The 23,000-nt window shown below is 61.6% G+C and carries 21 protein-coding genes; 17 read left to right on the top strand and 4 right to left on the bottom strand.

The features are described from left to right. Positions 1 to 28: 28 nt before the first annotated feature. Positions 29 to 2,086, bottom strand: coding sequence for a TonB-dependent receptor domain-containing protein (locus tag AC54AG_RS13045; protein WP_496630576.1), 2,058 nt, complete (start codon positions 2,084 to 2,086; stop codon positions 29 to 31). Between the two features lie 157 nt (positions 2,087 to 2,243). Between AC54AG_RS13045 and AC54AG_RS13040 the strand changes: the two genes are divergently transcribed. From AC54AG_RS13040 to AC54AG_RS13015, 6 genes are all read left to right on the top strand, one after another. After that, entirely contained in the window at positions 2,244 to 2,699 is a 456-nt protein-coding gene (locus AC54AG_RS13040; RefSeq protein WP_034759891.1) for a Fur family transcriptional regulator, read from the top strand. A 121-nt stretch (positions 2,700 to 2,820) separates the two neighbouring features. Further along, positions 2,821 to 5,433, top strand: a complete 2,613-nt coding sequence (gene alaS, locus AC54AG_RS13035; RefSeq protein ID WP_496630575.1) for an alanine--tRNA ligase — start codon at positions 2,821 to 2,823, stop codon at positions 5,431 to 5,433. Between the two features lie 237 nt (positions 5,434 to 5,670). Continuing rightward, the gene (locus AC54AG_RS13030) at positions 5,671 to 5,898 is read left to right on the top strand and encodes a sulfurtransferase TusA family protein (protein ID WP_010395510.1); all 228 of its coding nucleotides are present in this window, start codon (positions 5,671 to 5,673) and stop codon (positions 5,896 to 5,898) included. A 243-nt stretch (positions 5,899 to 6,141) separates the two neighbouring features. Then, on the top strand, positions 6,142 to 6,891 hold the full coding sequence (locus AC54AG_RS13025; protein WP_034759884.1) for an electron transfer flavoprotein subunit beta/FixA family protein: 750 nt from the start codon (positions 6,142 to 6,144) through the stop codon (positions 6,889 to 6,891). 81 nt (positions 6,892 to 6,972) lie between these two features. After that, entirely contained in the window at positions 6,973 to 7,905 is a 933-nt protein-coding gene (locus AC54AG_RS13020) for an electron transfer flavoprotein subunit alpha/FixB family protein (protein ID WP_034759881.1), read from the top strand. Positions 7,906 to 7,997: 92 nt separating this feature from the next. Then, positions 7,998 to 9,788, top strand: coding sequence for an acyl-CoA dehydrogenase (locus AC54AG_RS13015; protein ID WP_034759877.1), 1,791 nt, complete (start codon positions 7,998 to 8,000; stop codon positions 9,786 to 9,788). A gap of 136 nt (positions 9,789 to 9,924) precedes the next feature. On the opposite strand, the gene AC54AG_RS13010 is transcribed toward AC54AG_RS13015, so the two are convergent. Beyond that, positions 9,925 to 10,548: a glycine zipper 2TM domain-containing protein gene (locus tag AC54AG_RS13010; RefSeq protein WP_070303695.1), complete on the bottom strand. Its 624-nt coding sequence runs from the start codon at positions 10,546 to 10,548 to the stop codon at positions 9,925 to 9,927. A 136-nt stretch (positions 10,549 to 10,684) separates the two neighbouring features. Continuing rightward, positions 10,685 to 11,119, bottom strand: coding sequence for an NINE protein (locus AC54AG_RS13005; protein ID WP_034759870.1), 435 nt, complete (start codon positions 11,117 to 11,119; stop codon positions 10,685 to 10,687). A 278-nt stretch (positions 11,120 to 11,397) separates the two neighbouring features. Here AC54AG_RS13005 and rpsP point away from each other — a divergent pair, with 278 nt between their 5' ends. The 10 genes from rpsP (at position 11,398) to AC54AG_RS12955 (ending at position 18,892) form a co-directional block, all read left to right on the top strand. Then, on the top strand, positions 11,398 to 11,649 hold the full coding sequence (gene rpsP, locus AC54AG_RS13000) for a 30S ribosomal protein S16 (protein WP_010395524.1): 252 nt from the start codon (positions 11,398 to 11,400) through the stop codon (positions 11,647 to 11,649). A gap of 13 nt (positions 11,650 to 11,662) precedes the next feature. Continuing rightward, positions 11,663 to 12,220, top strand: a complete 558-nt coding sequence (gene rimM / locus AC54AG_RS12995; RefSeq protein ID WP_034759867.1) for a ribosome maturation factor RimM — start codon at positions 11,663 to 11,665, stop codon at positions 12,218 to 12,220. A gap of 50 nt (positions 12,221 to 12,270) precedes the next feature. Next, positions 12,271 to 13,017, top strand: coding sequence for a tRNA (guanosine(37)-N1)-methyltransferase TrmD (gene trmD, locus AC54AG_RS12990; RefSeq protein WP_046685326.1), 747 nt, complete (start codon positions 12,271 to 12,273; stop codon positions 13,015 to 13,017). Positions 13,018 to 13,148: 131 nt separating this feature from the next. Next, positions 13,149 to 13,532 carry a 50S ribosomal protein L19 gene (gene rplS / locus AC54AG_RS12985; RefSeq protein WP_010395528.1) on the top strand — a complete coding sequence of 128 codons (384 nt, stop codon included), beginning with the start codon at positions 13,149 to 13,151 and terminating at the stop codon, positions 13,530 to 13,532. A 195-nt stretch (positions 13,533 to 13,727) separates the two neighbouring features. Then, positions 13,728 to 14,387 (top strand): CoA pyrophosphatase, encoded by a 660-nt coding sequence (locus tag AC54AG_RS12980; RefSeq protein ID WP_128140350.1) that lies wholly within the window; start codon positions 13,728 to 13,730, stop codon positions 14,385 to 14,387. Between the two features lie 97 nt (positions 14,388 to 14,484). Further along, complete coding sequence (locus AC54AG_RS12975; protein ID WP_034759859.1) at positions 14,485 to 15,444, top strand: CobD/CbiB family protein; 960 nt, start codon at positions 14,485 to 14,487, stop codon at positions 15,442 to 15,444. Positions 15,445 to 15,669: 225 nt separating this feature from the next. Beyond that, positions 15,670 to 16,005: a DUF3579 domain-containing protein gene (locus AC54AG_RS12970; protein WP_029496213.1), complete on the top strand. Its 336-nt coding sequence runs from the start codon at positions 15,670 to 15,672 to the stop codon at positions 16,003 to 16,005. Positions 16,006 to 16,085: 80 nt separating this feature from the next. Next, positions 16,086 to 16,535: a CBS domain-containing protein gene (locus AC54AG_RS12965; RefSeq protein ID WP_070303693.1), complete on the top strand. Its 450-nt coding sequence runs from the start codon at positions 16,086 to 16,088 to the stop codon at positions 16,533 to 16,535. Between the two features lie 78 nt (positions 16,536 to 16,613). Beyond that, positions 16,614 to 17,432, top strand: coding sequence for a GyrI-like domain-containing protein (locus AC54AG_RS12960; RefSeq protein ID WP_496630572.1), 819 nt, complete (start codon positions 16,614 to 16,616; stop codon positions 17,430 to 17,432). After that, on the top strand, positions 17,429 to 18,892 hold the full coding sequence (locus AC54AG_RS12955) for a nitrilase-related carbon-nitrogen hydrolase (protein ID WP_496630571.1): 1,464 nt from the start codon (positions 17,429 to 17,431) through the stop codon (positions 18,890 to 18,892). Before AC54AG_RS12960 ends, AC54AG_RS12955 begins: the two co-directional genes overlap by 4 nt. A 192-nt stretch (positions 18,893 to 19,084) precedes the next feature. On the opposite strand, the gene AC54AG_RS12950 is transcribed toward AC54AG_RS12955, so the two are convergent. Then, the gene (locus AC54AG_RS12950) at positions 19,085 to 19,825 is read right to left on the bottom strand and encodes a GntR family transcriptional regulator (RefSeq protein ID WP_034759852.1); all 741 of its coding nucleotides are present in this window, start codon (positions 19,823 to 19,825) and stop codon (positions 19,085 to 19,087) included. Positions 19,826 to 20,284: 459 nt separating this feature from the next. Here AC54AG_RS12950 and AC54AG_RS12945 point away from each other — a divergent pair, with 459 nt between their 5' ends. Beyond that, a complete protein-coding gene (locus tag AC54AG_RS12945; protein WP_219329558.1) occupies positions 20,285 to 22,936 on the top strand; it encodes a TonB-dependent receptor in 2,652 nt (883 codons plus the stop codon). Positions 22,937 to 23,000: the final 64 nt, after the last annotated feature.

Below are 23,000 nucleotides of genomic sequence, written 5' to 3'. Positions count from 1 at the left end.
CGCTAAGCCGACCTACGTTTCAAACAGCTTAGAACGTTACACGCATGCCTACCGTCAAGTTACGCCCCGTCAACGGCGCCGCATTCTTGATGAACGAAGTGTGGCTGTACGCCAGTTCATTCGTCAGGTTGTTCGCCTTGATGTAGAACTGGGCCGGCGTCGTGCCGATGCGCGTGTCGTAGTTGGCGGAGAGGTTGAGCATGTTGTAGCCCGGTGTTGCCGTTTCGAACGCGGCCACTTTATCCTGCTTGCCCACGCGGTAGAACTCGGCCACGCCGCTCCACGCTTGCCAGTTGGCGTCGAACTTCACGCCGAAACGCTGGGCCGGGATGCGCGGCAAGTTGCCCCCACCGTCGGCCAGCTTGGCCCGCACGTAGTCACCGAACACGCTGGCGCCGAACATGGGGTTCAGCTGCTGGCGGATATGGCCTTCCACGCCCGTAAAGGTAGCGTCGCGCTGGGCGTACTGGATCAGCTGGAAGCCTTCGTGGCTGTCCAGAGTGGAGCCGAAGATGTAATTATCGACCTTGTTGCGGTAGGCGCTGGCCGAGAACGTCGTGGCGCCCGCATATTTGCGCAAGGTCAAGTCGATATTGTTCGACGTTTCCTTGCCCAGGTTTTCATTGCCCAGCTCATACGTGGCCGTGGCCATGTGCACGCCGTGCGCATACAGCTCCTCGGCGCTGGGCAAACGGTGCGTGCGGGAAATGGTCGAGCCGAGCGAATACTGGGGCGCGAATTTCCACACGGCGCCCAGCGAGACCGACGTGCCCTTGGCGCTGCGGTCTTGCAAGGTGGCGCTGTCGACCGTGATGTCTTGCCATTCGTGGCGCAAGCCCGCTTCGAAGCGCCATTGGTCGAGTTTGTATTCCTCGACCAGGAAAGCCGCGTGTTTCTTCGTGACTGTCGGCGCCACGTACGCTTCTTCGCCCAGGGCGGAGAAATCGCGCTTCGACGTTTGCAGGCCGACCACGCCGCGCCAGCCGAAGACGGGATGGTGTTCCATTTCCAGGCGCGCGTCGTGGCCCTTGTTCTTGAAGGTGGTGGCGATTTCCGTGCCTTCGATTTCATCGTGCTTGTAATCGGTAAACGAAGCGCGCAGGCGCAGCTTGGCGAAGCCGGGTACGGGATCGCGCAATTCGCCGCGCACGTCCCAGCGTTCGCTCTTCAGTTTCACGTAGGGAACGGCACCATCTTCGTGGTCGTGGTCATGTTCCTCTTCATCACCGTGATCGTGGCCTTCGTGGCCGCCGCAATGCAGGTGCGTGCCGTGCGGGTGGCAGCTTTCGAATTCGTGGTTGTGGCCGGGCAAGCCGTATTCCGCGTGCTGGCTGGTGAAGGCCAGGCCCAGGAAGCCGCGCTCGCCCACCCACGACACGCCCACGCTGCCCGTGTCCGTCTTGTTGTAGCTGCCGGCCACTTTCGAACCGCCTTCCCAGCCGCTGCCGACCTTGTATTCTTTTGCGTCGCGCTTGACGCCTTCCGCGTGGAAGGCGATGTTGCCGGAGCCGCCAGTCACTTCAAAGGCGCCCGCCTTTTCGCGCGCGGCCGAGTTGGCGCGCACTTCCGCGCTGCCTTCAAAACCTTTTGCGGGCACGCGCGTGGGGATTTTCTTGTCGATCACATTGACGACACCGCCGACGGCACCGCCGCCGTAGGCCAGCGCGGATGGGCCGCGCAAGACTTCAATCTGTTCCGACAGCATCGGTTCGGCCGCGACAGCATGGTCGGGGCTGATGGTCGACGCATCCTGCACTTCGGCGCCATCGGACAGCACCTTGACGCGCGGGCCATCCATGCCGCGGATGATGGGACGGCTGGCGCCGGCGCCGAAATGGCTGGACGTGATACCGGGTTGGCCGGCCAGGGTTTCGCCGAGGGTCGCCGCCCTTGCCAGCACCAGTGCGTCGCCTTCGAGTACGGTAACGGGCGTGCTCATGTCGTCGCTGCCCAGGGCCAGGGCGCTGGCCGAGACGGTCACAGCGGGCAAGGTTGTCGCCTGCTGCGCCAGTGCGCTGGCGGGAGCGGCAAAGGCCAGCATGATGGCCAGCGCGAGGGGAGTGGGTTGGTGAGGACGGACGGACATGGGCAAAAGTTCCTTATTCGCTATCGGTATTGGCAGGGTTGGGGCAGCGCGTGACAGGTAAATGCCTGCCCTAAGTTGATAATGATAACCCATTATCATTACTGTGTGACAGTTTTTCCGGGCGGTAGATGCAGGCGGATGGTGTATTCTGTCGGCTATGGAACGCACAACACGTCAAAAAACCGCAATTCAAGCCGCCATCGAGTCGGCCCAGCGCCCCTTGTCGGCGCAGGAAATCCTCGAACAGGCCAGCTTGCAAGTGACGCAGCTGGGCATCGCCACCGTTTACCGCAACCTGAAGTCCCTGGTGCTGGAAGAAAAGGTACACGTGGTGACCTTGCCGGGCGAAAACCCGCGCTACGAGTCGAACACGGCGGCCAATCACCACCACCACCATTTCCAGTGCACCACGTGCCAGCGCGTGTTCGACGTGCATGATTGCCCGGGCGACTTGAAGCGCATGGCGCCGCAAGGCTTTGTCGTCGAGCGCCATGAACTGACCCTGTACGGCCGCTGCGCCGACTGCAACGCCGCCGCGGGCGTCACGGGGGCCGCAGCCGCCAAGGCCAAGCCCGCGCCACACGCCTGCGCCAGCCACCACGACCCGGCCTGAGCGGGCGGGGCGGCATGCGTGGGCAGGCTTGCAACAATGCTGGCTGCCCGGCGCCAATTCCCGTACCTAGATCACGTATAATCTTCCCTTTAAAGCTGCCGCCACTCTTTGCCAAAAAAACATGAAATCAACTGAAATCCGCGACAAGTTCCTCAAATTTTTCGAGTCCAAGGGCCATTCCATCGTCCGTTCCAGCTCCCTGGTGCCAGGCAACGATCCGACCTTGCTGTTGACGAACAGCGGCATGGTGCAATTCAAGGATGTGTTTACAGGCACGGACAGCCGTCCCTACACGCGCGCCACCTCGGTGCAGCGCTGCGTGCGCGCCGGCGGCAAGCACAACGATCTGGAAAACGTCGGCTACACGGCGCGCCACCATACCTTCTTTGAAATGCTGGGCAACTTCAGCTTCGGCGACTATTTCAAGCGCGACGCGATTCAATACGCGTGGGAACTGCTGACCAAAGTCTATGGCTTGCCGGCTGACAAGCTGACCGTTACCGTCTACATCGAAGATGACGAAGCCTACGATATCTGGGCAAAGGAAATCGGCGTGCCCGTCGAGCGCATCATCCGCATCGGCGACAACAAGGGTGCGCGTTACGCCTCAGACAATTTCTGGCAGATGGCGGACACGGGCCCATGCGGTCCGTGCACGGAAATCTTCTACGACCACGGCGCCGACATTCCTGGCGGCCCACCGGGCTCGCCTGATGAAGACGGCGACCGCTTCATTGAAATCTGGAACCTCGTGTTCATGCAGTTCAACCGCGACGAAGCGGGCGTCATGCACAAGCTGCCGAAGCCATGCGTCGACACGGGCATGGGCATGGAGCGCCTGGCCGCCGTGCTGCAGCACGTGCATTCGAACTATGAAATCGACCTGTTCCAGCACCTGATCCGCGCCGCCGCGCGCGAAACGGGCGCCACGGACCTGGAAAACAAGTCGCTGCGCGTGATCGCCGACCACATCCGCGCCGCCGCCTTCATGATCGTCGACGGCATCATTCCAGGCAGCGAAGGCCGCGCGTATGTACTGCGCCGCATCATCCGCCGCGCCTTGCGCCACGGTCACAAGCTGGGCCAGACGAAACCGTTCTTCTACAAGCTGGTGGCCGATCTCGCCATCGAGATGGGCGGCGCCTATCCCGAGCTGGAAGAAGCGAAAGACAACGTCGCCAATATGCTGAAGGCCGAGGAAGAGCGTTTCGGCGAAACCCTGGAAACGGGCATGAAAGTGCTGGAAGCGCAGTTGGCCAAGGATGCCACGGGCATCGACGGCGCCACCGCTTTTACCTTGTACGAAACCTACGGCTTCCCGCCGGACTTGACGGCCGACATCTGCCGCGAACGCAATATCACGTTCGACCAGGCCGGCTACGACGCGGCCCTGAAGGAAAGCCAGGAACTGTCGCGCAAGGGCGGCAAGACGCACAAGGACAGCAAGGTCGAGTACACGGGCGAGAAAAATAAATTCGTCGGCTACGATCAATTGACGTTCAGCGGCAAGGTCGTCGCGCTGTACGCGGCCGGCACGCAGGTAGCTGAACTGACAGCGGGTCAGGATGGCATCGTCGTGCTCGACACGACGCCGTTCTATGCCGAATCGGGCGGCCAGGTGGGCGACCAGGGCGTGATCGCCTCGGGCGCCGGCAGCTTTGCCGTCAGCGATACCCTGAAAATCCAGGCGGACGTGTTCGGCCACCACGGCGTGCTCGAGTCGGGCGTGCTGAAGGTGGGCGACGCCGTCTCGGCGCAAGTCGATACGGCCAAGCGCGCGCGCACGATCCGCAACCACTCGGCCACGCACTTGATGCACAAGGCCTTGCGCGAAGTGCTGGGCAGCCACGTGGCGCAAAAAGGTTCGCTGGTCGACCCGGACAAGACCCGTTTCGACTTCAGCCACAATGCGCCGATGACGGCCGAGCAGATCGCCGCCGTGGAAACCATCGTCAATAAAGAGATCCTGGAAAACCGCGCCACGCAGGCGCACCTGATGTCGTTTGACGATGCCGTCAAGCATGGTGCGATGGCCCTGTTCGGCGAGAAATACGGCGATGAAGTGCGCGTGCTCGACATCGGCAGCTCGAAAGAGCTGTGCGGCGGCGTCCACGTGCAGCGCACGGGCGACATCGGCCTGTTCAAGATCATCGGCGAAAGCGGCGTTGCCGCCGGTATCCGCCGCGTGGAAGCTGTGACGGGCGAGGGCGCGCTGGCGCTGGTGCAAACCATCAACCGCCGCCTGGTCGAAGCGGCCAACGCCCTGAAGGCGCAGCCGGAAGAACTGACTGCCCGCATCGGCCAGGTGCAGGACCACGTGAAGGCGCTGGAGAAGGAACTGGCCGCGCTGAAATCGAAACTGGCCTCGGGCCAGGGCGATGAACTGGTCACGCAAGCCGTCGACGTCAACGGCATCAAGGTGCTGGCGGCCGTGCTGGACGGCGCCGACGTGGCCCGCTTGCGCGAAACCATGGACAAGCTGAAGGACAAGCTGAAAACGGCCGCCATCGTGCTGGCCAGCGTGGCGGACGGCAAGGTCAGCCTGATCGCCGGCGTGACGGCGGACGCGACTTCCAAGGTCAAAGCGGGCGAGCTGGTGAACTTCGTTGCACAGCAAGTGGGCGGAAAAGGCGGCGGACGCCCCGATATGGCGCAGGCTGGCGGTACCGATCCGAGCGGTCTGGCGAACGCCCTGGCTGGCGTGCCGGCCTGGGTCGGCGAGCGCGCAAAATAAAGCGTAAGCTAGCAGGCATGCGGGGTTTTCGCCCCACAGCCTCTTGAAAACGGCCCGCAGACGGTGTTTGCGGGCCGTTTTGCCGTGTGGAATCTCGTTGTGACACCACAACAGCCGATGAACTATTTTGGTGCAGCGCGTCAATGCCCCTGATTTAGAGTAGTATGTCGAAAATCAGTACAACAAAACAATGGTGGGATATTGATGATGAGCGACACACTACTTGATACCGAGATTATGGAATTTCACAAAGAACTCGACGCGCGGGGCTTGAATTGCCCGTTGCCGATTCTGAAGGCGAAAAAGGCTTTGTCAGAGCTGCAGAGCGGGGAAGTGCTGCGCATCATGGCAACCGATCCCGGTTCCGTGCGCGACTTCCAGGCTTTCGCCAAGCAAACGGGCAATGCCCTGCTGTCGCATGTGCAGACGGGTACCGAATTCGTCTTCCTGATGCAACGCAAATAATTCTGCCAGCCGGGGCCGCCGTGGCGCGGCCTGGTTTTCCTTCCCGAGCCAGCCCTTTTGCTGCCCTGCAGCGTAGCGGCGGATACCCTTGAAATCCCCGAAGCTGGACAGTTTAGATGGATTGCTCTAACAAAAAATCGCACGATCGTGCTTAAATTCGGTTCAAGATTCAAATTTCTCTTATAATCGAACGCACAATCAGCACTTGATCCGTCATTTTTATAATTTCCCAAAGGCATAGCTATGAAAGTCTTGGTACCCGTCAAACGCGTGGTCGACTATAACGTCAAAGTCCGCGTCAAGAGTGACGGCACTGGCGTCGATACCGCCAACGTCAAAATGTCGATGAACCCTTTCGATGAGATCGCGCTGGAAGAAGCGATGCGCCTGAAAGAAGCCGGCAAGGTCACTGAAGTGGTCGCCATCTCCTGCGGCGTGACGCAGTGCCAGGAAACCCTGCGCACGGCCATGGCCATTGGCGCCGACCGCGGCATCCTGGTGGAAACGACGACCGAACTGGAACCGCTGGCCGTGGCCAAGCTGGTGAAGTCCCTGGCCGAGAAAGAACAGCCGCAACTGATCATCCTGGGCAAGCAAGCGATCGATGACGACAGCAACCAGACCGGCCAGATGCTGGCTGCGCTGCTGGGTTGGCCGCAAGCCACGTTCGCCTCGAAAGTCGTGCTGGAAGACGGCAAAGTCACCGTCACCCGCGAAGTCGACGGCGGCCTGGAAACCCTGGCATTGACCTTGCCAGCGATCATCACCACCGACCTGCGTTTGAACGAGCCACGCTATGTGACCTTGCCGAACATCATGAAGGCAAAGAAAAAGCCGCTCGAGACCGTCAAGCCGGAAGACCTGGGCGTCGACGTTGCGCCACGCCTGAAGACCCTGAAAGTTGTCGAGCCAGCCAAGCGCTCGGCCGGCATCAAGGTCCCGGACGTCGCTACCCTGGTCGCCAAGCTGCGTACCGAAGCCAAGGTTATCTGAGCGGTTTGCCGCCAAAACATAAAATCTGGGGTCAGACCCGGCGGGTCTGACCCCGGCACTTGCTAACTATTAGGAATAATCATGGTCGCATTAGTTATTGCTGAACACGACAACGCTACCTTAAAGGGCAGCACCCACCACACCGTGACCGCGGCTGCCCAGTGCGGCGGCGACGTGCACGTACTGGTCGCAGGTTCGAACGCATCGGCCGCTGCCGCTGCCGCCGCGCAAATCGCCGGCGTGACGAAAGTCATCGTGGCCGACGCGCCGTACTTTGCCGACGGCCTGGCCGAAAACGTGGCCGAGCAAGTGCTGGCCATCGCCGGCAACTACAGCCACATCCTGGCGCCAGCCACCGCCTACGGCAAGAACATCCTGCCGCGCGTGGCCGCCAAGCTGGACGTGGCGCAAATCTCGGAAATCACCAAGGTCGATTCCCCTGACACCTTCGAGCGCCCGATCTACGCCGGTAACGCGATTGCTACCGTGCAATCTGGTGACAAGATCAAGGTCATCACCGTGCGCACGACCGGTTTCGACGCCGCTGCCGCCACCGGCGGTTCGGCTGCCACGGAAACCGTCGCCGCCGTTGCCGATGCCGGCAAATCGGCTTTCGTGGGCCGCGAACTGGCCAAGTCCGACCGTCCTGAACTGACCGCCGCGAAAATCATCGTGTCGGGCGGCCGTGGCATGGGTTCGGCCGAGAACTTCCATATCCTGGAGCCGCTGGCCGACAAGCTGGGCGCCGCCATGGGTGCTTCGCGTGCCGCCGTCGATGCCGGCTTTGTGCCGAATGACTGGCAAGTGGGGCAGACGGGCAAGATCGTCGCGCCATCGCTGTACATTGCCGTCGGTATCTCGGGCGCGATCCAGCATCTGGCCGGCATGAAAGACTCGAAAACCATCGTCGCCATCAACAAGGATCCGGAAGCGCCGATCTTTGCCGTGGCCGACTACGGCATCGTGGGCGATCTGTTCGAGATCGTGCCGCAACTGGTCAAAGAACTGGGTTAAGTCACACCCCTTCCGGTTTTGTTACTGACAAAGCCACGCCGGCCCGCCCCACACGGCGAGCCGCGCGTGGCTTTTTTCTTGGAGAAAAGAAGATGAGCTATCAAGCCCCGCTGAAAGACATGTTGTTCGTGATGAACGAACTGGCCGGCCTGGCCGAAATCCACACCTTGCCGGGCTGCGAAGACGCCACGCCCGACACGGCCGAAGCCGTGCTGGAAGAGAACGCCAAGTTCTGCGGCGGCGTGGTGGCCCCTTTGAACGGCCCCAGCGACAAGGAGCCGAGCTTCTGGCACGACGGGCAAGTGACGACCTCGAAAGGCTTCAAGGAAGCGTTCAAGGCCTATGGCGAAGCGGGCTGGCAGGGCGTGCAGCATCCGACCGAGTTCGGCGGCCAGGGCTTGCCCAAGCTCCTGGCCACGCCGTGCATCGAAATGCTCAACTCGGCCAGCATCTCGTTCGCCCTCGTTGCCCTGCTGTCGGACGGCGCCATCGAAGCGCTGCTGACGGCCGGCAGTGACGAACAGAAAGCTGTCTACCTGGAAAACCTGGTCTCCGGCAAGTGGACGGGCACCATGAATCTGACAGAGCCGCAGGCCGGCTCCGACCTGGCCGCCGTGCGCACGCGCGCCGTGCCGCAGGACGACGGCACCTATAAAGTGTTCGGCACGAAGATTTTCATCACGTACGGCGAACACGACATGGCGGAAAACATCGTCCACCTGGTGCTGGCCCGCACGCCGGACGCGCCCGCCGGCGTGAAAGGCATCTCGCTGTTCATCGTGCCGAAGTTCCTCGTCAACGCGGACGGCAGCCTGGGCGCGCGCAACGACGCGCACTGCGTCTCGATCGAGCACAAGCTGGGCATCAAGGCCAGCCCGACGGCCGTGCTGCAATTCGGCGATCACGGCGGCGCCATCGGCACCCTGGTGGGCGAGGAAAACCGCGGCCTCGAATACATGTTCATCATGATGAACGCGGCCCGCTTCGGCGTGGGCTTGCAAGGCATCGGCCTGGCCGAGCGCGCCTACCAGCAGGCCGTGGCGTTCGCCAAGGACCGCGTGCAGTCGCGCGACCTGGCCGGTTCGCCTGGTCCCGTCTCCATCATCCACCACCCGGACGTGCGCCGCATGCTGATGTCCATGCGTTCGCAAACGGAGGCGGCGCGCGCGCTGGCCTACGTGGGCGCGGCCATCAGCGACGTGGCGCACCACCATCCCGATGCGGATGTGCGCGCGGAAAGCCTGGCCACCTATGAATACCTGGTGCCTGTCATCAAGGGCTGGGCCACGGAAATGTCGCAGGACGTCACGCGCGACGGCGTGCAAGTGCATGGCGGCATGGGTTTCATCGAAGAAACGGGTGCCGCCCAGCATTACCGCGACGCCAAGATTCTCACCATCTACGAAGGTACGACGGCCATCCAGGCGAACGACCTCGTGGGCCGCAAGACCGTGCGCGACGGCGGCGCCGTGGCGAAAGCCATCATCGCCCAGGTGCGTGCCACGGAAGCCCAGTTGGGCGAGCTGACGGGCGCCGACTTCCAGGCCATGCAGCGTCACCTGGCCGAAGGCAGTGCCGCGCTGGAAGCCGTGGTCGAGTATGTGGTGGCGAACATGAAGACGGACATCAAGGCCGTGTTTGCGGGCAGCGTGCCGTACCTGAAGCTGGCCGGCATCGTGCTGGGCGGCTGGCAGATGGCGCGCGCGGCCGTGGTGGCGCAGCAAAAGCTGGGTGAGGGCAGCGGCGACGCGGCGTTCTACAAGGCAAAAATCGCCACGGCCCGCTTCTTTGCCGATCACATCCTGTCGCAAGCGCCAGGACTGCGCGCCACCATCATCGACGGCAGCGCCGGCGTGATGGCCTTGTCGGAAGAGCAGTTTTAAGTTGCATCCTTGCCGGTAACTGCCGGCTGAATGCAAAAAAGCGCTGGAGATCACTCTCCAGCGCTTTTTTTAACCCCAAAAGCAAATTCTGGGGTCGTACCCTCAGGGTACGACCCCGGCCTTTCTTGGGTTCAGCTTACCTTCTGGCAATGCCATTACCCGAATTGCGCACCAAGTCGCCAGCAGCCAGCCCGGGATCCTGATCAAACGCAAAGTCAGCCTTGGCGCCCGTCTCGTATTGCACGGTGACGGTCCACGTCTTGGCGTTCTTCATGTGGCCTTCGACTTGCTTGCCGGCATACGCGCCGCCAGCGGCGCCGGCCAGGGTAGCCAGGTCCTTGCCGCGTCCGCCGCCGACCTGGCGGCCCAGCAGGGCGCCGGCCACGCCGCCGCCGATCATACCCAGGGCGCCGCCTTCTCCAGCTTTTTCAGTGACGTTGACTGCCAGCACCTTGCCGCACTCGGCGCAGATCTGCTGGGCTGGCTTGCTGTTCTGGCCTGCATACGAGTTGCCGGCCTTTTGCGCGGCCTTGGCGTTGATGATGGCCTGGTCGTATTCACCCTTGGCGTCGCGCAGGCATTGCATGCGGGCTTTCGAGCTGGTTTCTTCCGCGCACAATTTCTTGTCGTCCGCGTAGCGGGTGCTGGCTTGCTTCGTGTCGTACGCGTATTGCGCCTTCGGCGACAGGTTTTGCGCGAAGGCGGAGGTGCTGAACAGGGCCGTGACGGCGACTGCGAGGATGAGTGGGCGACGAATCATGATCTTCTCCTAGGGGGTGTTAAATGAACCAGTAATGTCGGCATTGTGAATGCAGTATAGAGGAAAATCATGATTGCTTACCAACACTTACATGTGCGGGTGGCGCGCCTTGATGGAGGTGGTTGCCGCATGGAAATTAACCGTAGGCGCCGCCTGTGTACAGCAGGTCGAACAGGCGCGCCATGGTGGCGATCAGCACGCCCGCGCCTAGCATCAAGGTAGCGACCAGCACCACGGCCAGGGGCCAGCCCGTGTCCGACGCGCGGCCGGAGGCGGCGTTGTAGCGCGCATCCCATTTGTCGTCCGGCATCAGGCCCAGCACCAGCGCTTCCAGGAAGCCGCCCAGCGCGGACAAGGTCAGCGGCAATATCTGGTAAAACCAGTCCGCCTCGGGAAACAGCTGGCGCAGCAGCAAGCTGGCGGGCAAGGCGGCCAGGTGTAGCCAGCCCCAGCGGTCCTTGGCGCCGTGCAGGTAGAAGCGGTGGGCGCCCAGGCATCCCAGCAAAAAGGCCAGCAGGCTGGTGAATGCCTTGTTCTTGTGCGACTGTTGCAAAATGGTAGCGGTGGTCATGGGACTCCAGAGTTGCTCATCGGTAAAGATTGTCAGTATCGGTCATTCCCTGCCGCAACGATAGCACTTTCGTGCCGTGTTCAGGCGATGCCGTCACCGCCTGGACGTGGCATCGGCGGCACGATAGACGCACGCGCCTATTGCGTCTTCGGTCATGACTGGTCATAATGTTTGATTAGCCCAAATTACACGCCCGTCATCATAACGCTTGCTGCCTGGCGGTAAAGCGCGCTATAATTTGCGGCTTTTTCCGCCTCAGCACACTTTTTGGAAATATTATGGTCGTTATTCGTTTAGCTCGTGGAGGCGCCAAGAAGCGCCCGTTCTTCAACATCGTCGCTACTGATTCGCGCAATCGCCGCGATGGTCGCTTCATTGAGCGTATCGGTTTTTACAACCCGATGGCGCAAGGTGGCGAAGTTCCACTGCGTATCACCGCAGACCGTCTGGCCTACTGGCAAGGCGTTGGCGCACAATTGTCGCCAACCGTTGCTCGCCTGGTAGCTAGCAACAACAAAGCAGCAGCTTAATTAGATCACTGGTTTGACGGTCAAGACTGCATCCGGGGTGAAAGTCCCCGATGACCTGGTACAGGTAGGCTATGTCTCCGGTGCCTATGGCATTGCTGGCGGAGTCAGGATCACTCCTTTCTCCGACGATGCGGATGCATTATTAAGCGTCAAAACCTGGTGGTTTGATAAACCGACCTTGCATGATGTTCAAGTCAGGCAAGCGAAGTTACACGGCGGTGACGTCGTGGCCCAGCTGGTGGGTGTGGTCGGGCGGGATGCCGCAGAAGCGCTGAAAGGCGTCTCTGTGCAAATTCCGCGTAGCCATTTCCCGACGCTGACGGCCGATGAATTTTATTGGTCCGATCTGATCGGACTGACAGTCGAGAATTTGCAAGGCGAGTGCCTCGGCACAGTGCACGACATGATGAGCAATGGTCCGCAGTCGATCTTGCGCGTTACGCCCGTCGCCACTGCTGATGAGACCGTTGAAAAGGCGCCTGAGCGCCTGATCCCGTTTGTTGGCCAGTTTGTCATTAACGTTGACAAGGCTGCCAGCAAGATCACGGTCGACTGGGGCCTCGATTATTAAACCGCCTGCGCTTAACAATGCGCCGGGCAAACTTTGCAGGATGGTGAACGATGCAATTTGATGTCGTGACCCTGTTCCCGGAAATGTTTGCCGCGCTGACGCAGTCGGGTGTGACCCGGCGCGCCTTCGAGCAGGGGAAATGTGGCTTGTCGCTGTGGAATCCCCGTGATTTCACGACCGACAATCACCGTACCGTGGATGACCGCCCTTATGGCGGCGGCCCCGGCATGGTGATGATGGCCCGTCCCCTCGAAGCGACAATTACTGCCGCGAAGCAGCGCCAGACCGCATTGGGACTGGCGGCGCCCCGCGTGGTGTTCATGTCGCCGCAAGGCCGTCCGTTGACGCACGAGCGCGTCACGCAGCTGAAAGCCGAACCTGGTTTGGTGATCCTGTGTGGCCGCTATGAAGCCGTGGACCAGCGTTTGCTGGACCGTTGCGTCGACGAGGAAATCAGCGTCGGCGACTTCGTGTTGTCGGGCGGTGAATTGCCTGCCATGGCGCTGATGGATGCGGTGATCCGTTTGTTGCCGGGTGTCTTGAACACCGAGGCATCGGCCATCGAGGACAGCTTCGTCAATGGCTTGCTCGATTCGCCGCACTACACGCGGCCGGAAACATATGAAGGCATGGCCGTGCCGCCCGTCTTGATGGGTGGCAATCATGCCGAGATCGTCAAATGGCGCCGCCAGCGCATGCTGGAAGCGACTGCGACAAAGCGGCCTGACCTCTTGGTCAGTGCGCGCGCCGCCGGCTTGCTCAGCAAGACCGACGAAAAATTCTTGGCCAGCCTGTAAGCCGTCTCCGGACGGCGGTCAGGATGGCCAGTAGTGCCGGGCATGTTGCCCATATTGTGTTACCCATCCTCTACCGGGCGGATACTTGCTATCCACAGTGCGCCGGCATGATGGTTTTCGGAGTGTTAAAAATGGACTTGATTCAACAATTAGAGCAGGAAGAAATTGCTCGTCTGGGTAAAACCATTCCTGAATTCGCACCAGGCGATACCGTTATCGTCAGCGTCAACGTAGTCGAAGGTACGCGCAAGCGCGCCCAGGCTTACGAAGGCGTCGTTATCTCCCGTCGTAACCGTGGCCTGAACTCGAACTTCATCGTTCGCAAGATCTCGTCCGGCGAAGGCGTTGAGCGTACGTTCCAACTGTACTCGCCGCTGATCGCTTCGATCGAAGTGAAACGCCGTGGTGATGTTCGCCGCGCCAAGCTGTACTATCTGCGTGAGCGTTCGGGTAAATCGGCGCGTATCAAAGAAAAATTGCCAAATCGCCGCGTTGTGGCGAAAGCAAGCGCGTAATATCAGCGTCTGCGTTGGGAAAAGGGTGCCTCAGGGTGCCCTTTTTTTTATGGTGACACCTGGCCAAACCTGCTGCGCGTCGGTATAGGCAGCCTGCGATGCTCACCGTGCTAGAGCACGGTTGCGCGTCTCGGCTACCTCTTCCTTCCGCTCGCGACGGTTTTGCCAAGTGCTTTTAATCATGAGGGAGGGGCAATGGCCACCATCGCATTTGATCCCAAACAACTTGCCATCGATTCGATCGCCGGCGAGGCGGCGCTGGACGCCGTGCGCCTGACGCCGGACTGGCTGCGCCAGCGCCTGGCCGAACAGCCTGACTGGCAGCCCGAGATTACCCAAGATTTCCTTTCCGCCCGCGCCGTGCCCGTGCGCGCCGCCGTTCTCATTCCCCTCGTGCAACGCCCGCAAGGCTTGACCATCTTGCTCACCATGCGCACGGACCACCTGAGCAGCCATGCGGGGCAGGTCAGCTTTCCCGGTGGGCGCAGCGAAGCGTTCGATGCGTCGCCCGTCGCCACGGCCCTGCGCGAAACGGAAGAAGAAGTGGGCCTGGCGCGCGAGCACATCGAAGTGCTCGGTTGCCTGCCCGATTACCTGACGGGCACCGGCTACCAGGTCACGCCTGTGGTGGGCCTGGTGACGCCGCCGTTCGAGCTGCGCGCCGACCCGTCGGAAGTGGCGGAAATCTTCGAAGTGCCGCTGGCTTTCCTCATGGATGGGCTCAACCATCAGCGCCTGTCGGTGGAGTTGCCGGGCGGACGGCGCTCGTTCTACGCCATGCCGTACGAGCGCTTCTACATCTGGGGCGCCACCGCCGGCATGCTGCGCAATCTGTTTCACCTCTTGCGCGCGTAAAATGGCGTCCCGCACGTAATAAGTTTGATTCCAGCACTGCACTGCGCTATCGTAGCGGGCATTGCGGTATTGCTGAAAAAGACAAAAAGGACGTTTGATGACATTTCTCTCCATACTTTGCGCATTGCTGATCGAGCAGCTCAAACCTTTGCGCGCGGACAATCCGATCTACGCCGAAATCAAGAGCCTGGCAATGCGCATGGAGACCTGGTTCAATGCCGGCCATGCCAACCACGGCCGCATGGGCTGGTTCCTCATGATCGGCGTGCTGATGGTGCCGACGGCAGGCATTTACTGGCTGTTGCAGCATTATCAGCTGACCCTGCTGGCCTTTGCCTGGAACGTCCTCATCGTCTACCTGACCCTGGGCTTCCGTCACTACAGCCATTACTTTACGTCCATCCAGCTGGCCCTGAGCGCCGGCGACGAAGCGACCGCCCGCACCTTGCTGGCCGAGTGGACCAAGCTCGACACGGTGGGCATGGAAGCGAGTGAAATCGCCCGCATCGCCGTGGAAAAAGCCCTAGTCACCACGCACCGCAACGTGTTTGGCGTGTTCTTCTGGTTCCTCATGCCGCTGGGCCCTGCCTGCGCCGTGATGTACCGCGTGGCCGAATACCTGGCGCGCGCCTGGAACGAACCCGAGCATATGCGCAATGAAGCATTCGGCCAGTTCGCCGCGCGCGCCTTTTATTGGATCGACTGGATCCCCGTACGCCTGACGGCCGTGGCGTTTGCCGTGGTCGGCAATTTCGAGGATGCCATCTACGCTTGGCGCAATTTCGCCCAGCGCTGGCAGGACGAGGCCATCGGCATCATCCTGACGGCCGGCGGCGGCGCCATGGGCGTACGCCTGGGCACGCCAGCGGAAACGGCGGCCCGCGTGCTCGTCACGCCGGACATGGCCGTCGATGACAGCGACAGCGAAAGCGATATCCTGCCAGGCGAAGAGCCGGGCGCGCGTGCCTTGCAGAGCACGGTGGGCCTCGTCTGGCGCGCCTTGCTGCTGTGGATGCTGCTGCTGTTGCTGATGTCGGGCGCCGTTTTCCTCGGCTGACGCGGGCGCACACGCGCCATCCATGCGCCTGGCGCGTGGAACAAGGTTAAAATAGGGGCTGGCGCGTGATGCGTGCCGGCCCCTGTTTGCATCGTCAGGGCAGATCGAGGTAGAACCCAAGTCTTCTATAAGATATAATACTGGCTTACCGCAGCAAACGTAGTTGAATTACCAGCCCGGCCTACCCGCCGGGGCCATTCACGCAATCCAGTCCCGACAAGCCACATGGCCGAGTTATCTCAAAAAACAGGGGAACTCTCAGACGAGTTCTTCATCCTTGGTCTCACCAGCAATGGCAAGCAATTCCGACCCAGCGATTGGGCCGAGCGCCTTTGTGGAGTGATGTCCTGTTTCAATCCCGAAGGCGGCGGGCGCAATGCGCACCTCCAGTATTCGCCCTACGTGCGCCCGACCGTCGTCAATGGCGTCAAGTCGGTGGTGGTCAACACCAAGCTGCGCGAGATCGAGCCGATGGCGTTTCACTTCGTGCGCGAATTTGCCAAGGATAACGACCTGCAAATCGTCGAAGCCTGCTTCCTGCCGCCCCCCGAAGAAAAATAAGTCGTTTCAATTGATGTGCCTCAAACCCGCCACGGCGGGGTGGCGTAGCGTGGACACTCTGCCTCAAACGGAGTGGCGACATGCGTATCGGCGACATCTGTACCCTGCACACCATTCATTGCCAGCGTGACACCAGCGTGCAGGACGCGGCGCTGCTGATGCGCCAGCACCATGTGGGCGACCTGATCGTGGCCGAACAGCCAAACGGCGAACGCGTGCCCATCGGCATCCTCACCGACCGCGACATCGTCATTTCCGTCATCGCCCTGGGCCTCGACCCCGCCAGCCTGCTGGTGGGCGACATCATGAGCGCGCAGCTGCTCACGGCCAGCGAAGACGAAGACGTCTACGACATCATCGAACGCATGCGCATCAACGGCATCCGCCGCCTGCCTGTGGTCAACAGCCTGGGTGCGCTCTCGGGCGTCGTCAGCATCGACGACCTGCTGGCCTTCCTGGCCGAAGAGATGGCCGAACTGGCGCGCATCAGCAGCGGCCAGCTCGTACATGAAAAGCGCACCAGAAAGTAAGCCTGCATTGCGCAATTCCGGTCAAGTCACGCCTGCCTGAAAATGCTACAGTCGCTGCTCGTTCAACGGGAAGCGTCCATGCACTATCTTGCCAAGGCACTCTGGTATATCGAATCGCATTATGCGCAGAATCTCTCGCTCGGCGATATCGCCCGCGTGGGCGGCGCTTCGCCGTACCAACTGACGCGTGCGTTCGGCCTGGCCACGGGCCACTCCGTGATGCGCTATGTGCGGGCGCGCCGGCTCAGCGAGGCGGCGCACGCGCTGGCCCAAGGCGCGCAAGACATCCTTTCGGTCGCCCTGGAAGCCGGCTACAGTTCCCATGAAGCATTTACGCGGGCCTTTCGCGACCAGTTTCAAGTCACGCCGGAAAAGGTGCGGGCCCAGCGCCACGTCGCCAACCTCGCGCTGGTGGGCGCCATCAAAATGGATGTGGCGCCAGGCGTTCCCCTGGAAGCGCCCCGTTTCGAGCAAGGACCCGCCTTGCTGGTGGCGGGCCTGGTCGAACGGTATCGCGCAGAAACGGCTGCCGGCATCCCAGCCCTGTGGCAGCGCTTCCTGCCCCATGTGGCGCCCGGCCAGCTGGTGTATGGCGTGTGCTGCAACAATGACGACGCGGGCAATTTCGATTACCTGTGCGCCATGCCGGTCAGCGACTTTTCCCAGGCGCCTGAGAACTGGATGCGGTTGCGCATCGCCCCGCAGCGCTATGCCGTGTTTCATCACCGCGGGCATATTTCCACCATCCGCGCCACCTGGCGCACGGTGTGGAACGAGTGGCTGCCCCAGTCGGGGCTGGAAGTGGCCGACGCGCCCGACTTCGAACGCTACGACCGGCATTTCGATCCCGCCAGCGGTGTTGGTGGCGTGGAAATCTGGCTCCCCTTGAAAGCATGAGCATGCTCAATACCTTGTCTGCGCCAGCCTTGTTTGCTGGCAGTACCGCGCTGCGCCAGCGCCTGTTGCAAATTGCCGCCGCGCTGGCGGCCGGCCTGCCTTTGTACTGGGTGCTGGGGCCGCAGCCGCTGGGCCCGCTGGCCTGGTGCGCGCCGCTGCCCCTGCTGTGGCTGGCCCTGCGCTCGTCGCGCCGCGATGCGGTCTGGATGACGTTGCTGGCCGCCGCGCTGGGGCTGTCATCGAACGTCGCCTATTTCCGCCTGCTCATGCCCTTGCCGGCCGTGCTGGCCGCGATCACCGTCAAGGCGCTGCTGTGGCTGCTGGTGGTGCTGGCCACGCGGCGCCTCGTGCTGCGCTACCGGGAGCCCTGGACGGTGCTGGCGTATCCCGTGCTGTGGGTCGCCATCGATACCTTGATGGCGGCCTTGCTGCCGGACGGTAATTGGGGCAGCCTTGCGTATTCGCAGGCGGATAATATTGCCGTGCTGCAGGTGGCAGCCCTGGCGGGCGTGCCTGGACTGCTGTTTCTGCTGTGCCTGGCGCCCTCCGCGCTGGCCTTGTTGCTGGCCGATGGCCGCGCGTATGCGCCAGCGGCGGGTGCGGCCGTGTTGCTGCTGGCGGCCGCGTTTGCGGTCGGCGCCTGGCGCGTGCACGGTGCCCCGTCACCAGGCGGGCAACTGGCGGGGCTGGTGGCCATCGATGACTTCATCGGCCCGGCCACGCCACCGCCGCGCGCGCAAGCCATCTGGGACCAGTACGCGCGCCACGTCGAACAGTTGGCCGGGCAGGGCGCCCAGCTGGTGCTGTTGCCGGAAAAGATAGCGGTGCTGGCCCCTGAGCAGGCGGACGCCGTGCGGCAGCGTTTCCAGGCGCTGGCGCGCAGCACGGGCGCGTGGATTACCGTGGGTGTCGGCGTGCAGGACGCTGCCGGCCGGCGCAACCTGGCCTGGCTGTTCGCGCCCGATGGTGGCGTGCCCGTCAGCTATCAGAAACATCATTTGGCGCCGCCCGAGCGCGAGTTTCTTGCTGGCAGCGCGTTTGCCGTGCAGCCGGTGGCGGGTCTAGCCATGGGCCTGGCCATCTGCAAGGACATGCATTTCGCGCCCCTGGGGCACGCGTATGGCGCGGCCGGGGCGCAAACGATGCTGGTGCCGGCCTGGGATTTCCAGCTCGATGCCTGGATGGGGGCGCGCATGACGGTCGTGCGCGGCGTGGAAAACGGTTATGCGGTGCTGCGCGCGGCACGCGAGGGCGTGCTGACGGTCAGCGATGCGTATGGCCGCGTGCTGGCGGAGCGCGCCAGCAGCGCCATGCCGGGCAGTACCTTGCTGGCGCCGCTGCCGGCGCACCCGCCCATTGCCACCTGGGCTCGATGGCTGGGGCCGCTGTTCGGCTGGCTGTGCGTGGCGCTGGGTGCGATGTTGCTGTGCGTGGGCCGTCGCGCCGCGTCCGCCGTCTGACGGTTAACGCCACGTTTTGCTGCAATGCGCAAAACCGCATTGCGCAGCCTTCTTTTATATTCCGCGCAGGCTGCTACATAATCGCCGCCGATGATTGCACCATTGCCGTGCATATTGAAACGCGATGCCGGCATATATATTGCACCGCAATAAGTGGTGCTATCTGGTATTGCTGAAATGGCGCGGCTGGTATTAATTGGTACTTAATTCAGCCACGAAGTCATACATATCGCCGCGGAAGTAGGAGCGGCAAAATTCCACGGCGCGGCCATCGCGCAAAAAGCCCAGCCTTTCCACCGACAAGCCCGCGTCGCCTTCCTCCGCCTGCAGCAGGCTGGCCTGCTCCCCCGTCAATAAAAGCGCGCTCAGCCGCTGCAAGGCGCGCACGGGCCGGTTGCCCGCCTGTTCCAGCGCGTCGTACATCGATACGTCGACGGCGTCGAGCGCCGGCAGGCAACTGGCGACGATGGTCGCGTATTCGAGGCACATCGGCACCTCGTCCGCATAGCGGATGCGGTGGAAACGGTACACGGGCGCGCCCGGCGACAGCCGCAGGCGCAAGGCCTCTTCCGGCGTCACGGTGCCCTCTGCGCGTTTGAGCCACACGCTGCGCGGCGTGCGTCCGCGCGCGCGCATGTCTTCGGAAAACGAGGTCAGCTTGGCGAAGTTTTTCTCGATGCGCGTATTGATGAAATTGCCCGAGCCGGGACGGCGCACCAGCAAGCCCTCGTTGACGAGGCCATCGATGGCCTTGCGCACGGTGATGCGCGAAACGGCCAGGTCGCTGGCCAGCTGGCGCTCGGCCGGCAGGGCTTCGTCGGGGCCGAGGATGCGCTTGTCGATCGCTTCGCGCAGCGCGCGCTGCAGTTGCTGGTACAGGGGCAGGCTGCTCGTCTGCCCCAGGCCTTGCATGATGTGAGCCAGGGTTGTCATACGCTGAGGGTCTCCGTTACGGCGCGTTGCAGACGCGCTCTGTATCTGTTTTGTGTCGCTGGATAATACCAAAAAAGACCGTTGTAAAACCAATTTCAATTATCAGGCCAGCAATTTATGCGTGGCTCCGCTGGTATTTAACGCGCCCATACGGGCTACAAATTGATTTCGGTGAAGTGGTCTGTGTGATTCAAACAACGTTATAAAAAAAAAGTTGCAACTGGTAGTGTTCTGGTATTGGATAGTAGTATATTGGCGTTGAATTGGTTTTGTAAGTGGTTGTGCCGAAGGGTCTGCAGCATGCCGCGAGAGTAGGCGGGCTGGAAAGAAGACCTACGTTAAAAATGAAAAGGTTCCAATCCTGGGGCCTAAATCAAGGGGGAGTACATGAAACGCAATTTGACAGCTAGCTCTGCAGCACGCAATTTGACGCCTATCGCCGCTGCTGTGGCTATGTTGATGGCAGGTGCGAGTTTCTCGGCGCATGCGCAGGAAGCGGTGACAGCCAAGCCGGCAGCAACGGCTGAAGTTGATGAAGGCCAGACCGTCGTCGTGACGGGTATCCGCGCATCGCTGCAACAATCCTTGAACCAAAAACGCAATTCCGACAGCCTGGTCGAAGTGATCACGGCTGAAGACGTGGGCAAGATGCCTGACAAAAACATCGCCGACTCGCTGCAACGCGTGCCAGGCGTCAGCGTCGCCGCTGCGGGCGGCAACGAAGGCAGCTTTGGCGAGAATGACCGCGTGGCACTGCGCGGCACACCGTTCGGCCTGACCCTGACCACCTTCAATGGCCACTCGGTCAGCAGCGGCGACTGGTTTGCCGACAATATCATCGGCGGCGGCCGCAGCGTCAGCTTCTCGCTGTTCCCATCCGAACTGATCGGCCGCGTCACCGTGCACAAAGGTTCGCAAGCGAACCTGCTGGAAGGCGGCGCGCAAGGCGTGATCGATATCGAATCGCGCAAACCGCTGGACTTCAAGAAACAAATTACGGGCCAGGTCAGCCTGGGCGCCGTGTACTCGTCCAACTCGGGCAAGAAAGATCCGCAAGTAAGCGGCATGCTGAACTGGAAGAACGATGCCAACACCATGGGTGTGATGGTGCAGGGCTTCTATCAGAAGCGCAAACTGAGCCGTGTCGGCCAGGAAAATGGCGTCTGGTATGACGAAGTCAAGCCGGATTCGGCAGTCGCTGGCGCCTTGCCAGGTTCGGCCGGCGGCCGCGTCAACTACATGGGCGGCACCGCCTGGTTCGAACAGGAACGCACCCGCAAGGGCGGCCTGATCGACGTGCAAATCAAGCCGACCAGTGCGCTGACCCTGGACTTCACCCTGTTCCATTCCGAACTCGACGCGCCGAACATCAACCATAACTTCATCCAGACCGTAGGCCTGGAAACGGGCAGCAAGGGTGGTTACCCTGTCGGCAACGTCAGCGGCACCTACAAGGGCGGTATCGTTACGGGTCTGCACACCACCGTGCCAGCCAATTGCGGCGCCGTCTGCGCCGGCTATTCCAGTGCCGTGCAGGAAGAGTTCAGCCGTCCTGTGGCGGAAAGCAAGTCCGACTTCTTTAATATCGATGCCAAATACCGCGTCAACGACCGCCTCACCTTCTCGGGTAAAGTCGGCACGACCAAGGGCGTCGGCAACACGGAAAGCGGCGCGCTGGGCGTTTGGATGCCTTGGACTGGCGGCGGCTACACCCAGAACGGCGCCAGCCATGGCGTGATCTACGATACCCCGGGCGCGAACAAGTTCTCGATCGGCGGCCGTCAGGCAACGCCTTACACCTACGGTTCGCACGTTACCGCGAACGACAAGGAAACCTATGGCCAGATCGACGGTATCCTGAAACTCGACTTGCCAGCGATCTCGTCGGTGGAATTCGGTGCCCGCGTCGCGGAACACAAGCGTGACCTGACCGCCATCGGCATCGTCGCCAAGCCATCGCTGGGCGTCACCGCCAACCTGCCGATGGATGGCCTGACCTCGTTCCCAAGCAACTTCAAGGACCTGGGCGTGAACGGCGCCGGCTACTGGACGTTCTCGCAAGCGAGCGTCAACAAGTGGCTCAAAGATAACGCCACGTACCAGGGCAACCTGCGCCAGTCCGAGTTCAACATCAAGGAGCCGACCCAGTCGGTGTACGCGATGGCGAACTTCGGCACGGAAGGCTTGTCGGGTAACTTCGGCGTACGCTATGTGCACACCAAGGAAGACGTCAACCGCTATGAGCTGAACCCGGCTGCTCAGTACGAAATCAAGAACTACACCAACACGTACAATGATTTCTTGCCTAGCGCCAACTTCCGTCTGGACGTGACGAAGGATATCATCGGCCGTTTCGGCATCAGCCGCACCATGGCCCGTCCTGAACTGGGCATGATGGCAGGCCTCGATCTGCGCGACAACCAGCTCGACGGCAACGCCGGCAATCCTAACCTGCGTCCTATCCGCTCGAACAACGCCGACATCGGCGTGGAATGGTACTTCGCGCCGAAATCGATGGTTTCGGCTGGCATCTTCTACTCGTCGCTCGATGGTTATGTGACCTACGGCAAGGGTGTGACGACGTTCTACAACCAGTTGCAGAACAAGTTCACCCAGTATGAAGTTGGCACGCCAACCAATACGACGGCGGAAGTCAAGGGTCTGGAACTGTCGTATGTACAAGCGTTGCCAGCAGGCTTCGGCGTGAACGCAAACTACACCTATACCGATGGCAAGGAAACGGGCAACGTCAAGGGTTCGCCATGCGGTGATTTCGGCGAATGCACGATGATCGGCACCTCGAAAAACGCGTATAACATTGGCGCGTTCTTCGAGAACGACAAGTTCAGCGCACGCCTGACGTACAGCTACCGTTCGGAATTCCTGAACGGCACCTCGCGCCGCAGCGCCGCCTACCAGGCTGGCATCGGCGGCCTGTCCGCATCGATCGCCTACCAGCTGACGGAGAACTTGGCCATCACCCTGGACGGCAAGGACCTGAACAATCCACTGTCGCGTTCGACCATCAAGACCCCTGGTTCGGATGACATGCCAGGCGCGTTCTACAAGAACGGCCGTCAGATCTACCTGGCATTGCAAGGCAAGATGTAAGACGTTTTATGTAGTTGATGCCTCCCGGCGGACACCCGGGATGGCATGACAATGGCGGAGCGCA

This window comes from Janthinobacterium sp. BCJ23 (genome assembly GCF_059617945.1).
This window is presented reverse-complemented; position numbering and strand designations above follow the sequence as displayed.